Consider the following 12,851-nt stretch of genomic DNA (forward strand, 5'->3'; position numbering starts at 1 on the left):
GCCTGCCGTGTGACTTGACCCCGGCGCGCAACTGACCCTAACTCTACCGGCCCGTAACTGCACCCCTGAAATGGGCCTTGAGGAGATGGGCGGGAAGGAAATGGCCAATCGGTAATTGGGCAGAAAAATGGTGCCGAACCGGATACGCCTCTCGGCGGTAGGCCGCTCTAGGCGGCTGAATGTTGAAGCCCGGGGGTTTCGCGGCTCGGCACCAGTTTCAGTGTTCTACGTTGGTTGGCCCAAGTCAACATTGACAGATCCGGGCTCTTGGGCCATTAGGCTTCGGTCAGTCCAGTTCGCCCAAACGCCATGCGTTGGCGGCGTGCTCAAGGTCCTCGGCGGTCTTTACCAGCTGATGCGAGTTGCGGGTGAGTTTGCTGGCGTGCGCCTCGTTGCCGTGCTCGGCACCATCGGCCAGCGTCGCCTGGCCGAGCGCCACCACTCGGCAGAACGCGGCGGAACGTTCCAGCGCGACGTCGAACTCGCCGTCGAACGCGCCCGAAAGGATGGCGTCCGCCATCGCTTTCATCTCGTCAGCGCCGGGAGGCTCGGCGGCTCCGGCCACCACGTTGGAGACCTGCGCAGTGTCCTTGCCCGCGCGGAAGTACACCGAAATGCGCTCCGGGTCCTGGACTGTGGCCGCGCGCAAGGCGTACAGCCGCCACAGCGCGCCGGGCAGCGAACGGGCCGGGCTCTCGGCCCACATCTCCGCGATGGCCTCCAGGCCCTGCTCGTCCGCAAGCTTCACCAGCCGATCGGTGACCACGGGGTCGTCGCTGTCCCGGCCGTGGCGGACCAGCGCCTGGGCAGCGAGGTGCGCCGCTTCGGACACGCGGGCGGGGTCGGCGCCGCCGGCGAAGGGTTCGAAGTCGATTGGCGCGAAAGGCTTCGGCTTGTGGTGCCGGTTGGCGCCGCCGTAATGACTGGAACCTGTTTGCTCGCTCATGCCCCCCACGCTACTCCTGTGCCCTGCGGGAAATCGAGCACCAGGACCTACCCAGTGCATGCGCAGGCAGGGCGCGACGGCGAGGCGCGGCCTGCGTGCGAATGGTGCCTTGACCATGGGTTAGAGTATTAACGTCCAGAAATGGATGGGCCGGGTTGGCCGGCACACCGTGCCGACGCAGCCCGGCTGGGGCCTTTAGCTCAGTTGGTAGAGCATCGGACTTTTAATCCGTGGGTCGTGGGTTCGAGCCCCACAGGGCCCACTCTTTTAGCGAAGAGCGGGAAATCCCCCGGCAGCCTCCCCGAGGCCGCCGGGGGATTTCTTGTTGGCGGTAACCGGCACAATGGGGGCATGACAAAAAGCAGCACCGGGCGGCTGCCGCGCCTTGAGGACGTGGCCGAACTTGCCGGCGTCTCGCACCAGACCGTTTCCCGGGTGGTCAACGGCCACCCCAATGTCAGCAAGGCAACCCGGGAAAAGGTCGAGGCTGCCATCGCCGAGCTTGGCTACCGGCGGAACACAGCAGCCCGGAGCCTGGTGACCCGGCGCTCGCAAACCATCGGTGTGCTCGGCAGCGAGCTTTCCCAGTACGGCCCCGCCAACACGCTCCTTGGAGTGGAGCAGGCAGCCCGGAACGCCGGCTACTTCGTCAGCATCGCCGCGCTGCGTTCGGTAGGCAGGGACGCTATCCTCGATGCGCTAAGGCACTTCCTGGACCAGGCGGTGGATGGCATCGCCGTCCTGGTGCCGCACACCGAAACCCTGCGGATCCTGGAGGAATTCAATCCCGCAGTGCCCGTGGTGGCTGTCGGCTCGGCGGGCAACGACGCCGTGAGCGGGGCGATGGTGGACCAGAAGCGCGGCGCCGAAATCGCCGCCGGACATCTCATCGAACTGGGGCACAGCAGGATCGGACACGTTGCCGGGCCCGCGGACTGGATCGACGGCGCCCTGCGGACCGAGGGCTGGCGCGCGGCGCTGCAGCATGCCGGGCTTCAGGACGACCTGCTGCTGGAAGGCGACTGGAGCGCCGGCAGCGGTTACGCCATCGGGCGGCAGCTGGCAGCGGAACGGGCGGCAACCGCCGTGTTCGTGGGCAATGACCAGATGGCCCTCGGGGTGCTTCGCGCCTTCAACGAGGCGGGGGTCAGGGTGCCCGACGACGTCTCCGTCGTCGGCTTCGACGACCAGCCGGAGTCCGGCTACTTCACCCCGCCGCTCACCACCGTTCGCCAGGACTTCGAAGAGCTGGGCAGGCGCTGCATGGACACCATGCTGAAGGAGATTGAGGCGGGCGCCGCCGTCAGCTCAACCGTGGTCATCCCGGAGTTGGTGCGCCGGGGGAGCACAGCTCCGCTGCCGGGCTGAGGACCAGCCGGCAAACCGGGGCCAGTAAGTGATGGCCGCATTCGACGCCAGTGCCGCGCCCATGTGCAGGTACAGCATCAGGTGCAGCGAATAACCCGCCGGCGCGGCCAGCTCACCGGCCCGCAATGGTTCCTGAGCCACTCCGCCGTGCCCGTGCACTGAAAGCCCGCTTCCGGAGCCGCCGGCAAAAACCGCAAACCCCAAGTGAAGCAGCTGCTGGGCCACCCCGCACAAAAGCAGCAGTGCCCAGCCCGGCAACGGGAAGCGCCCCAGTATTGCCGCCGCCATGCCGAACAGCGCGGCCAGCGCCCCAAGGATCATGAGGCTGGGCGCGGGGCCTCCGGCCGCAATGTGGGCAGCCAGTCCGAGGCCGGTGGAGAGCGGACCTGCCAGCCACGCGAGACCGCGGGCACGGGCGGGTGGTTTTGCGTCGTCCACGGAGCTCCTTCCAGTTGTGCTGCAATTCAGTCTGTCCGTACCCCTTCAGGCAGCGTCCCACACTTCCCGGCGCGCTCGGCATATTTCCGGGAACGAGCAGAAGACCTTTCGAGCCGGTAGAGCATTCAAAGCCGGCATTGACATGAATTCTGTTAGCGCTCACAATTGAAGGGTCGCGAAGCTGCGGCAGCTATCGGAGGAACTCTTTTATGGACGTCACAGCAGACACGGACAGCTACGTCATCGGTGTGGACTATGGAACGCTTTCCGGCCGGGCAGTGGTGGCCCGAGTCCGCGACGGCAAGGAGCTTGGCAGCGGTGTGTACGAGTACCCGCATGCGGTGGTTACAGACGCGCTCCCCGCGGATGTGACCGGTGCCGGCGCCCAGAGCGCCCGGCTTCCCGCGGAGTGGGCGCTTCAGGTGCCCAACGACTATCGCGATGTCCTCCGGGTTGCGGTACCGGCAGCAGTCGCCGAAGCAGGGATCGACCCGGCCGCCGTCGTCGGAATTGCCACGGACTTCACTGCCTGCACCATGGTTCCGGCCAAGGCTGACGGCACCCCGTTGAATGAACTGCCCGGATTCGAGAACCGGCCGCACGCGTACGTGAAGCTGTGGCGCCACCACGCCGCGCAGGGCCAGGCCGACCGGATCAACCAGTTAGCTGCCGAACGGGGCGAGGACTGGCTGCCGCGCTACGGCGGGCTGATCTCCTCCGAATGGGAGTTCGCCAAGGGACTGCAGCTCCTGGAGGAGGACCCGGAAGCCTACGCGGCCATGGACCACTGGGTCGAAGCGGCCGACTGGATCGTCTGGCAGCTGTGCGGCCAGTACGTCCGCAATGCCTGCACCGCCGGGTACAAGGGCATTTATCAGGGCGGCAGGTACCCGTCCGAGGACTTCCTGGCGGCCCTGAATCCAGAGTTCAAGGACTTTGTCAGCACCAAGCTTGAGCACACCATTGGCAGGCTCGGTGACGCCGCGGGGTACCTCACTGGCGAGGCTGCTGCCTGGACGGGCCTGCCCGAGGGCATCGCCGTGGCAGTGGGCAACGTGGACGCACATGTGACGGCGCCTGCTGCGAGGGCGGTGGATCCCGGCCAGCTGGTGGCCATCATGGGCACCTCCACCTGCCACGTTATGAACGGCACCGAACTGCGAGAAGTGCCCGGGATGTGCGGGGTGGTGGACGGCGGGATCGTGGACGGACTCTGGGGCTACGAAGCCGGCCAGTCCGGTGTAGGCGACATCTTCGGCTGGTTCACGAAGTTCGGCGTGCCGCCCGAATACCACCAGGCAGCCGAAGCCTCCGGCCTCGGTATCCACGAATACCTCACGGAATTGGCGTCACAACAGGCCATCGGTGAGCACGGCCTCATCGCACTTGACTGGCATTCGGGCAACCGCTCGGTGCTGGTGGACCACGAGCTCTCCGGCATCGTGGCAGGGCAGACCCTTGCCACGCGGCCCGAGGATACCTACCGGGCACTGCTGGAGGCCACCGCCTTTGGCACCCGGACCATTGTGGACGCGTTCCGCGATTCCGGTGTTCCGGTGAAGGAGTTCATCGTGGCAGGGGGCCTGCTGAAGAACCCGCTCCTGATGCAGATCTACGCGGACGCCACCAACCTGCAGCTCTCCACGATCGGTTCCGCCCAGGGCCCGGCCCTCGGTTCCGCCATCCACGCCGCCGTCGCTGCGGGACAGTACCCAAACATCCGCGAAGCCGCCTCGGCGATGGGTTCCGAACCCGGCGAGGTCTACACACCGATCCCGGAAAACGTGGCCGCGTACGAGGAACTCTTCCAGGAGTACAAGGTTCTGCACGACTACTTCGGCCGCGGGAGCAACGACGTGATGCACCGGCTCAAAGCCATCCAGCGCAGGGCGGCCGGCTCCGTTTTTGAACCTGCGGCCAACACCTCCGCGGCTGCTGCGGAGGTGCCGGCATGAGCGCAGGAACTGGAACCGGAATCCTGGGCACCATTGCCCGCGTCCGGGAGGAAGTCTGTGCCCTGCACGCAGAGCTGACCCGGTATGGACTGGTGGTCTGGACGGCGGGGAACGTCTCGGCCAGGGTTCCCGGGCACGAACTGATGGTGATCAAGCCTTCGGGTGTTTCCTACCGGGACCTGACACCGGATCAAATGGTGGTCACTGACCTGTACGGGGTGCCCGTGGACGGCGATGCCGCAGGTGAGTGGGGCAACCCGGCGCTCTCGCCGTCATCGGACACAGCTGCCCACGCGTACGTCTACCGGCACATGCCCGAGGTGGGCGGGGTGGTGCACACGCACTCCACCTATGCCACCGCGTGGGCCGCCCGCGGGGAGGCGATCCCGTGCGTACTGACCATGATGAGCGACGAATTTGGCGGATCCATCCCGGTGGGGCCGTTCGCGCTGATTGGTGACGATTCCATCGGCCACGGGATCGTGGAGACGCTGAAGAACTCCAATTCCCCGGCCGTGCTGATGCAGAACCACGGGCCGTTCACCATCGGCAAGGACGCCAAGTCCGCGGTGAAAGCGGCAGTGATGTGCGAGGAAGTGGCCCGCACGGTCCACATCGCACGGCAACTCGGCGAGCCCGTCGCAATCGACCAGGGCCACATCGATTCCCTCTACGCCCGTTACCAGAACGTCTACGGCCAATAAGCGCAGGCCAGTAGAACCCGCCCCCAAACTTTTCAGGAGAACACATGGGTACCGCAGCAAACACTTCCCTTGACGGCTACGAGGTGTGGTTCCTCACCGGCAGCCAGCACCTCTACGGCGAGGACGTCCTCAAGCAGGTTGCCGCCCAGTCCCAGGAGATCGCCAACCAGCTCAACGCTTCATCCTCCGTGCCGGTACGGATTGTGTGGAAGCCGGTCCTGACCGACTCGGACGCCATCCGCCGTACGGCCCTGGAGGCCAACTCCGACGATGCCGTCATCGGCGTCACCGCGTGGATGCACACGTTCAGCCCGGCCAAGATGTGGGTCCAGGGCCTGGACCTGCTGCGCAAGCCGCTGCTGCACCTGCACACCCAGGCCAACCGGGACCTGCCCTGGGCCGACATCGACTTCGACTTCATGAACCTCAACCAGGCAGCACACGGCGACCGCGAATTCGGGTACATCCAGTCCCGCCTTGGCATCGCCCGCAAGACCGTGGTGGGGCACGTCTCCAACCCCGAGGTCGCCCGCCAAGTGGGGTCCTGGCAGCGCGCCGCCGCCGGCTGGGCCGCCGTACGCACCCTGAAGCTGACCCGCTTCGGCGACAACATGCGCAACGTCGCCGTCACCGAAGGCGACAAAACCGAGGCCGAGCTGCGCTTCGGCGTCGCCGTGAACACCTGGTCCGTCAACGAGCTCGCCGACGCCGTGCACGGCGCCGCAGAGTCCGACGTCGACGCCCTGGTTGCGGAATACGAGGACCTTTACGACGTGGTGCCGGAGCTCCGCGCCGGCGGGGCCCGTCACGACTCGCTGCGGTACGGGGCCAGCATCGAACTGGGCCTGCGGTCCTTCCTCGAAATCAATGGCTCGGCCGCGTTCACCACCTCCTTTGAGGACCTCGGCACGCTCCGCCAGCTACCCGGCCTGGCGGTGCAGCGGCTCATGGCCGCCGGTTACGGTTTCGGCGCCGAGGGCGACTGGAAGACCGCCATCCTGGTCCGCGCCGCGAAGGTCATGGGCGCGGGACTGCCCGGCGGGGCTTCCCTGATGGAGGATTACACCTACCACCTGGAGCCCGGCGCCGAGAAGATCCTGGGCGCGCACATGCTGGAGGTCTGCCCGTCCCTGACCGCCACCAAGCCCCGCCTGGAAATCCATCCGCTGGGCATTGGCGGGAAGGAAGACCCGGTGCGCCTGGTGTTCGACGCCGATGCCTCCCCGGGCGTCGTCGTGGCCCTTTCGGACATGCGGGACCGGTTCCGCCTGGTGGCCAACGCCGTGGACGTGGTCCCGCTGGCCCAGCCCCTGCCCAACCTTCCCGTGGCCCGCGCCCTGTGGCAGCCCAAACCTGACTTTGCCACCTCCGCCACTGCCTGGCTCACCGCCGGCGCCGCCCACCACACCGTGCTGTCCACGCAGGTGGGGATGGATGTATTCGAGGACTTCGCCGAGATTGCCAAAACCGAGCTGCTGACCATCGACGAGGGAACCACCATCCGCCAGTTCAAAAAGGACCTGAAATGGAACGCCGCCTACTACAAACTGGCCGGCGGAATCTAGGCAGCCCTTCCCGAAAGCAGTCCTCACTCCTGGGCGTGCCGCTTGGCTTGCTTAGTGGCCGAAGTGTGCGCGTGGAGGACCCTCAGGCAACCGCTCGAGAATGTCTTCCGCCACCCTGCGGACCTTGATATTCCGGTGGCTTGACGCCTTGGCCAGGATGGAAAAGGCCTCGTGGTATGAGCACCTGTTCTGGGCCATGATCACGCCGCAGGCCACGTTGATGGACGTGCGGCTGTCCAATGCCAAACGCAGGTCCGAGGCCGTGGACCTCGCGGTGTGCAGGTCGAGGGCCATCTGCAGGCTCTTGGAGGCAAGGCCCGCGAAGGCCCGTGCCTCGGAAATTACCTGCAGTGGGAACGCCTTGGCGTCCTGGGCAAAAAAAGCCAGGGCCGCGCTGGTCTGGCGGACAGGAGTGCCATCGTCCCGCACCTCCCCGTCCTGGTCCACGCGGAGCCGGACGGCCAGGACGCTGCCCACGGTGGCCAGTTGCAACTGGCTGCAATACCGCGGCCAGCGGAAGTCCCCACTTCTTTGCAGCACTGCCACGGGATGTCCCCCGGACAGGACCTCACTGACCGGCCCTTCGCCCGCTTCCTGCTCCCACTCCAGCAGCCGGATGATTTCCGGGGAGGTGCCGGTGATGGCCGGCGCCCTCTTCGTCTGGTGCACCACCACGCCGCATTCAATGACAAGGCCTGCCGTGGTGACAACGGCCCGGGCGGATGCGGCCGTGAGCAGTTTAAGGGAGTCGTGCAGTGTGTCCGTGCCTGTCATCAGGTCCAGCAGGATCCCGTCCGGTTTTCCTGCTGCGGAAGCTTTCGCTGCTGTTGGGGCCGCTGTCCTTGGTTGCTGCGGGGTGGCGGGCGCAGTGAGCCCCAACGGGGAGTTTCCGCGTGGGCCGGTTCCCGGAGTGGCGGCGCCCTGCCGGTGGTGTTTGGGGCTCTGCGGGGAAGTAAGAGGGCCGGCGACGGCTGGGGGAGAGGCCTTGGTCTCGAAGGCCTCCTCGTCGCCGGCCCCGTCTAGGGCCCGGGTCCGTCGGACCGGGAAGTCGGAGCTTGCGTATCGTGCATGCATTTCGTCTCACACCCCCTCGTGAGTAAAGAACCGCGAGCCAAAACACGTCTTGTCTCTGTGAAAAACCTAGTTGCGTGGCGGCCCGGGGAGAACGCGTAACCGGTACTCGTTTTTGTAATTAGGTACTACTTGGTTTTTGGCCCTTTCTACCTGTTTTTGGTGTCTTCGCAGGTGGGCGTCCCGGCCCCGCCGGGGACCGCGCTGCACACATTCGAGACCTACGTCCGGCCGCTGGGGTTGACTCGAGCCGCAGCCCCGTCAACAATATTTCTATAACGTTGTAAAAAATCAGAAGAAAACCCAGGAACGAGGACATTTTCGTGGCAGCAACAGAACCGGCAGGTCCCGGGACCAGCGATGCAGGACCCGCGGCAGCAAAGATCACCATGGATCCCGCCTTTGCGGTTGGGCCCGTCCGCCGCCGCACCTTTGGTGCGTTTGTGGAGCACCTGGGACGCTGCGTGTACACGGGCATATTTGAGCCTGACCATCCGCAGGCCGACGAGGACGGCTTCCGCGGCGACGTGCTGGAGCTGACCCGCGAACTCGGAGTGTCCACTATCCGCTACCCTGGCGGCAACTTCGTCTCCGGCTACCGCTGGGAGGACGGCGTGGGCCCCGCGGACAAGCGGCCGGTCCGTCTCGACCTTGCCTGGCACTCCACCGATCCCAACCTGGTGGGCGTTGACGAGTTCGCCAAGTGGTCAGCAAAGGCCGGCGTCGAGACCATGATGGCCGTGAACCTGGGCACGCGTGGCACGCAGGAAGCGCTGGACCTGCTGGAGTACTGCAACATCGACGGCGGCACTGCCTTGTCGGACCAGCGCCGGGCCAATGGCGCGGAAAACGGCTACGGCATCAAAATGTGGTGCCTGGGCAACGAGATGGACGGTCCCTGGCAGATCGGGCACAAGAAGGCCCGTGAGTACGGCCGGCTCGCGGCCGACACCGCCCGCGGCATGCGGATGGTCGAACCCGACCTTGAACTGGTGGCCTGCGGCAGTTCCGGCCCCACCATGAGCACCTTTGGCGAGTGGGAGCGCGTCGTCCTCTCGGAGACCTACGAGTTGGTGGACCTTATCTCGGCGCACCAGTACTTTGAGGACTTCGGTGACCTGCAGGAACACCTTTCCGCCGGCCATCGGATGGAAGCCTTCATCCACGACATCGTGAGCCATATCGACCACGTGAAATCCGTGAAGAAGTCCACCAGGCAGGTGAACATCTCCTTCGACGAGTGGAACGTGTGGCACATGAGCCGGGACGAGTCCCGGGCGCCTACCGGCAAGGACTGGCCCGTAGCCCCCGTCCTGCTCGAGGACACCTACACAGTGGCGGATGCCGTCGTCGTCGGTGATCTCCTGGTCACGCTGCTCAAGAACACGGACCGCGTCCACTCCGCCAGCCTGGCGCAGCTGGTCAATGTCATCGCCCCCATCATGACCGAGCCCGGCGGCCGTGCGTGGAAGCAGACCACCTTCCACCCATTCGCGCTCACCTCACAGCACGCTTCCGGAACGGTGCTGCAGCTTGCCGTCGAATCCCCGCTGGTCAGCGGCGGCAAGACGCTCGACTTTGCGGCAGTGTCCGCCATCGCCACCTACGACGCCGAGAAGGGCGAGGCTGTGGTGTTCGCCGTGAACCGCTCGGCCACGGAGACGCTCGGGCTGGACGCGGTGGTGTCAGGCCTGGGTAAGGTACGCGTTGTTGAGGCCGTCACGTACGCCAACAAGGACCCCTACTGGCAGGCAACGGCAGATGATTCGACGTCGGTCCTGCCGTCGGAGAACGTTTCCGTGAAGGCCGACGGCGGCCGCCTCACCGCCGAGCTGCCGGCAGTGTCATGGTCCATGATCCGGCTGGCCGTGGCCCAGTAGCCCCACAGGTGAGACTTTCAGCGGGGCGCGGAAGTAGATTCCCGTACCCCGCTGACTGTCGTGGCGAACCTCTGGGAGGATGGACGGCATGGAACTGCACATCACGGGGGATCCCGACGCGGACAAGTTGTTGAGCGAGGACGCTTTCGCATTGCTGACGGGCATGCTGCTGGACCAGCAGGTGACCATGGAATCGGCGTTCGCCGGGCCTGAGAAAATCAAAACCAGGATCGGGTCCATGAAGCCCGAGGCCATCGCCTCGCAGGAACCGCAGGCCTTTGTTGAAATGTTCAAGGAGCGGCCGGCTGTGCACCGCTTTCCGGGTTCGATGGCGGCACGAGTGCAGGCGCTCGCCGAAACCGTGCAGAGCGAGTGGGACGGCGATGCCGCAGCCATCTGGACCAAAGGCGGGCCCGACGGCAGCGAGGTGCTGCGCCGGTTGAAGGCGTTGCCGGGCTTCGGTGAGCAGAAGGCCAAGATCTTCCTTGCCCTGCTGGGCAAGCAGTGCGGCCTCCAGGCGCCAGGCTGGCGCGAAGCGGCCGGGCATTACGGCGAGGAAGGGGCTTACCTTTCGGTCGCCGACATCGTTGATCCGGAGTCCCTGGTGAAAGTACGGGCCAGCAAGCAGGCCGCCAAGGCAGCAGCGAAGGCAGCAAAAGCGACTGGCTGACGGACTCGTCCCGGCCCGCTAGCTCATGGCGGTTCCCGCACGGAACGCATCCTCTGCAACGATGTATGCCAGGAACAGGCGGAACCACAAGAAGGAGCCACGATGGCGGTCACCATGAATGACGTAGCGAGGGCGGCGGGCGTATCGCTGAAGACGGTGTCCAACGTCCTGAACGACTACGAGTTCATCCGGCCCGCCACCAAGCAGCGGGTCCAGGATGCCATCGCCGAACTCGGGTACGAAGCAAACCTCACAGCCCGCAGCCTCCGCTCCGGCAAGACCCGGATGCTGGGCCTGGTCCTGTCAGACCTTTCCGCGCCTTACTACGCGGAGCTTGCCTCCAGGCTGATGAAGGCAGCCGCACAGCGGGGCTACCGGGTGCTGGTGGAACAGTCGGACGCCGTGGCGGACGTGGAGCTGAACGCCCTGCAGGGGCCGTTTCGCCAGCTGACCGACGGCCTGTTGTTCACGCCGCTGATGATCGACGCCGAGGCCATCGCAGCCCGCGTGGGCAAGAAGCCACTGGTCATGCTGGGCGAACACATCCTGGATCCCCGGTTCGACCTCGTCACCATGAAGAACGGGGAAGCCGCCGCTGCCCTGACCGCCCACCTGCTGGCGGCGGGCCGCCGTCGGGTTGCCGTGGTCGGCGCGCACCCGGAGGAGTCCACGGGCAGTTCCGGGCTTCGCCTCAACGGCTACCGGAATGCGCTGGAGCAGGCCGGGATTCCCTTCGATCCGGCGCTGATCGCGCCGTGCGAGTGGCGCCGGGACAATGGCGCGGCCGCTGTTGCCGGGCTCCTGGAAAAGGGCGTGAAGTTTGACGCGGTGTTCGGCCTGAATGACGTCCTCGCCCTGGGAGCCATGCATGAACTGCTGATCCGCGGCGTCCGGGTGCCGGAGGACGTGGCCGTAGCCGGCTTCGACGATATCGATGAGGCGCGGTTTGCGTCGCCGTCCCTCACCACCGTCTCGCCGGGCATGGAGGAGATCGCGGAACGCTCCGTCGCCCTGCTGCTCGACCGGATCGAGGGGCAGGAAACTGACAGCCAGGGCGTTCATGTCGAGGCCGGGTTCCAGTTGAAAATCCGCGAATCCGCACCCTAGGTTTCACCCGCCCAGCCACAGGGTACCTTTCCCGCAGATCTCTACGAGGGAAAGGTACCCACATGATTGCACTTCTTGTCATTGACATGCAGAACGCGTACTTCGAGGCGCCGGAACTGGCCGAGCAGCAGCAACGGCTGGTCGAGTCCTGCAACAGGCTGCTCGAAGCTTTCAAGGCAAACGGGCATAAGGCGTTGTTGGTTGGTACCGAGCACGAGCGGGACAAATCCACGTGGACGCTGAACATGCTTGACGACCACCAGGGCTTTATTTTCCGCGGCAGCGAGCAGGCGCAGGCCGTGCCCGGCCTCGCCATCGACGGCCTGCCACAGCTGAACAAGACGCGTGACAGCGCCTTTGTTGGCACCAATTTGCTGGCCCGGCTGCGCAACTGGGGTGCCGATGAAGTGGTGCTTGCCGGGGTTTCCACCCACAACTGCATCGCCCAGACCGGCGCCGACGCCTTCGCCCACAACATCCGGGTCACCTACGCGAAGGATGCCATGGCATCGGAGGACAACCAGGACGCTGCGGACATGCTGCGCATCCTCTCCACCAGTTACCGCCAGCCCGTACAGTCCAGCGACGAGATCCTGGCCCGGCTCAGCAGCTGAATGTCCCCACCTTCAAGGGCGGCCGACGGCGTGTCCCGGCGAAACGCCGTCGTCCTCGCCTTCCGCGGGTTAGAACCTGGGGAGTTTCAGCGCGGCCGGCCGGAGATCCGGAACTCGATCGGGACGCGGAGAGCCGCGCATAACAAAACTGAAATGTGGCCGAAACGTTGGCCACCTACTGTGGGTCCCACGCCGTCCGCTCGCCGCCGAAGGGACCCACATGCATCTGATGCCACGTGAGCAGGAAAAGCTGCTGATCGTAGTGGCCGCCGACCTCGCCCGGCGCCGCCAGGCCCGAGGACTCCAGCTGAACTACCCCGAAGCCGTGGCCATCATCAGCTACGAACTGATCGAGGGCGCCCGGGACGGCCGCACAGTTGCCGACCTGATGAGCTACGGCACCACCCTTTTGAGCCGGGACGATGTGATGGAAGGCGTGCCGGAGATGATCCACGACGTGCAGATTGAGGCCACCTTCCCGGACGGCACCAAGCTCGTCACCGTCCACGATCCCATCCGCTGAAGGGGCAGGC

General features: G+C 65.8%; 12 protein-coding genes and 1 tRNA gene. 10 read left to right on the forward strand and 3 right to left on the reverse strand.

Going from position 1 to position 12,851, the window contains the following annotated elements; all coding sequences use genetic code 11:
• Positions 1–286: 286 nt before the first annotated feature.
• Complete coding sequence (locus AC50X7_RS15765; RefSeq protein WP_494979883.1) at positions 287–946, reverse strand: hypothetical protein; 660 nt, start codon at positions 944–946, stop codon at positions 287–289.
• Between the two features lie 189 nt (positions 947–1,135).
• Here AC50X7_RS15765 and AC50X7_RS15770 point away from each other — a divergent pair.
• Positions 1,136–1,208, forward strand: a tRNA-Lys gene (locus AC50X7_RS15770).
• Positions 1,209–1,297: 89 nt separating this feature from the next.
• On the forward strand, positions 1,298–2,314 hold the full coding sequence (locus AC50X7_RS15775; protein ID WP_494979884.1) for a LacI family DNA-binding transcriptional regulator: 1,017 nt from the start codon (positions 1,298–1,300) through the stop codon (positions 2,312–2,314).
• On the opposite strand, the gene AC50X7_RS15780 is transcribed toward AC50X7_RS15775, so the two are convergent.
• Complete coding sequence (locus AC50X7_RS15780) at positions 2,255–2,752, reverse strand: hypothetical protein (protein WP_494979885.1); 498 nt, start codon at positions 2,750–2,752, stop codon at positions 2,255–2,257. The genes AC50X7_RS15775 and AC50X7_RS15780 overlap by 60 nt on opposite strands.
• 209 nt (positions 2,753–2,961) lie before the next feature.
• On the opposite strand from AC50X7_RS15780, the gene araB reads away from it, so the two are divergent.
• The 3 genes from araB to araA are packed head-to-tail and all read left to right on the forward strand — an operon-like array spanning position 2,962 to position 6,976.
• Positions 2,962–4,707: a ribulokinase gene (gene araB / locus AC50X7_RS15785; protein WP_494979886.1), complete on the forward strand. Its 1,746-nt coding sequence runs from the start codon at positions 2,962–2,964 to the stop codon at positions 4,705–4,707.
• Positions 4,704–5,411, forward strand: a complete 708-nt coding sequence (locus tag AC50X7_RS15790; RefSeq protein ID WP_494979887.1) for an L-ribulose-5-phosphate 4-epimerase — start codon at positions 4,704–4,706, stop codon at positions 5,409–5,411. Before araB ends, AC50X7_RS15790 begins: the two co-directional genes overlap by 4 nt.
• 44 nt (positions 5,412–5,455) lie before the next feature.
• A complete protein-coding gene (gene araA, locus AC50X7_RS15795; protein ID WP_494979888.1) occupies positions 5,456–6,976 on the forward strand; it encodes an L-arabinose isomerase in 1,521 nt (506 codons plus the stop codon).
• Positions 6,977–7,027: 51 nt separating this feature from the next.
• On the opposite strand, the gene AC50X7_RS15800 is transcribed toward araA, so the two are convergent.
• Positions 7,028–8,050 carry an ANTAR domain-containing protein gene (locus tag AC50X7_RS15800; RefSeq protein ID WP_494979889.1) on the reverse strand — a complete coding sequence of 341 codons (1,023 nt, stop codon included), beginning with the start codon at positions 8,048–8,050 and terminating at the stop codon, positions 7,028–7,030.
• Positions 8,051–8,370: 320 nt separating this feature from the next.
• Here AC50X7_RS15800 and arfA point away from each other — a divergent pair, with 320 nt between their 5' ends.
• From arfA to AC50X7_RS15825, 5 genes are all read left to right on the forward strand, one after another.
• Positions 8,371–9,927 carry an arabinosylfuranosidase ArfA gene (arfA, locus tag AC50X7_RS15805; protein WP_494979890.1) on the forward strand — a complete coding sequence of 519 codons (1,557 nt, stop codon included), beginning with the start codon at positions 8,371–8,373 and terminating at the stop codon, positions 9,925–9,927.
• A 79-nt stretch (positions 9,928–10,006) separates the two neighbouring features.
• The gene (locus AC50X7_RS15810) at positions 10,007–10,597 is read left to right on the forward strand and encodes an HhH-GPD-type base excision DNA repair protein (protein WP_307097029.1); all 591 of its coding nucleotides are present in this window, start codon (positions 10,007–10,009) and stop codon (positions 10,595–10,597) included.
• A 102-nt stretch (positions 10,598–10,699) separates the two neighbouring features.
• Positions 10,700–11,704: a LacI family DNA-binding transcriptional regulator gene (locus AC50X7_RS15815; RefSeq protein ID WP_494979891.1), complete on the forward strand. Its 1,005-nt coding sequence runs from the start codon at positions 10,700–10,702 to the stop codon at positions 11,702–11,704.
• Between the two features lie 62 nt (positions 11,705–11,766).
• Positions 11,767–12,318, forward strand: a complete 552-nt coding sequence (locus AC50X7_RS15820; RefSeq protein WP_494979892.1) for a cysteine hydrolase family protein — start codon at positions 11,767–11,769, stop codon at positions 12,316–12,318.
• 220 nt (positions 12,319–12,538) lie between these two features.
• A complete protein-coding gene (locus AC50X7_RS15825) occupies positions 12,539–12,841 on the forward strand; it encodes an urease subunit gamma (protein WP_494979893.1) in 303 nt (100 codons plus the stop codon).
• The last annotated feature ends 10 nt before the right edge of the window (positions 12,842–12,851 follow it).

The organism is Pseudarthrobacter sp. Hb11, from assembly GCF_059383655.1.

Bases quoted from the DNA above. Each gene is read 5' to 3' on its own strand.
- AC50X7_RS15775 (WP_494979884.1), top strand. From the start codon at position 1,298: ATGACAAAAAGCAGCACCGGGCGGCTGCCGCGCCTTGAGGACGTGGCC.
- AC50X7_RS15810 (WP_307097029.1), top strand. From the start codon at position 10,007: ATGGACGGCATGGAACTGCACATCACGGGGGATCCCGACGCGGACAAG.
- AC50X7_RS15790 (WP_494979887.1), top strand. From the start codon at position 4,704: ATGAGCGCAGGAACTGGAACCGGAATCCTGGGCACCATTGCCCGCGTC.
- AC50X7_RS15815 (WP_494979891.1), top strand. From the start codon at position 10,700: ATGGCGGTCACCATGAATGACGTAGCGAGGGCGGCGGGCGTATCGCTG.
- AC50X7_RS15825 (WP_494979893.1), top strand. From the start codon at position 12,539: ATGCATCTGATGCCACGTGAGCAGGAAAAGCTGCTGATCGTAGTGGCC.
- AC50X7_RS15800 (WP_494979889.1), bottom strand. From the start codon at position 8,050: ATGCATGCACGATACGCAAGCTCCGACTTCCCGGTCCGACGGACCCGG.
- araB (WP_494979886.1), top strand. From the start codon at position 2,962: ATGGACGTCACAGCAGACACGGACAGCTACGTCATCGGTGTGGACTAT.
- araA (WP_494979888.1), top strand. From the start codon at position 5,456: ATGGGTACCGCAGCAAACACTTCCCTTGACGGCTACGAGGTGTGGTTC.
- AC50X7_RS15765 (WP_494979883.1), bottom strand. From the start codon at position 946: ATGAGCGAGCAAACAGGTTCCAGTCATTACGGCGGCGCCAACCGGCAC.
- AC50X7_RS15820 (WP_494979892.1), top strand. From the start codon at position 11,767: ATGATTGCACTTCTTGTCATTGACATGCAGAACGCGTACTTCGAGGCG.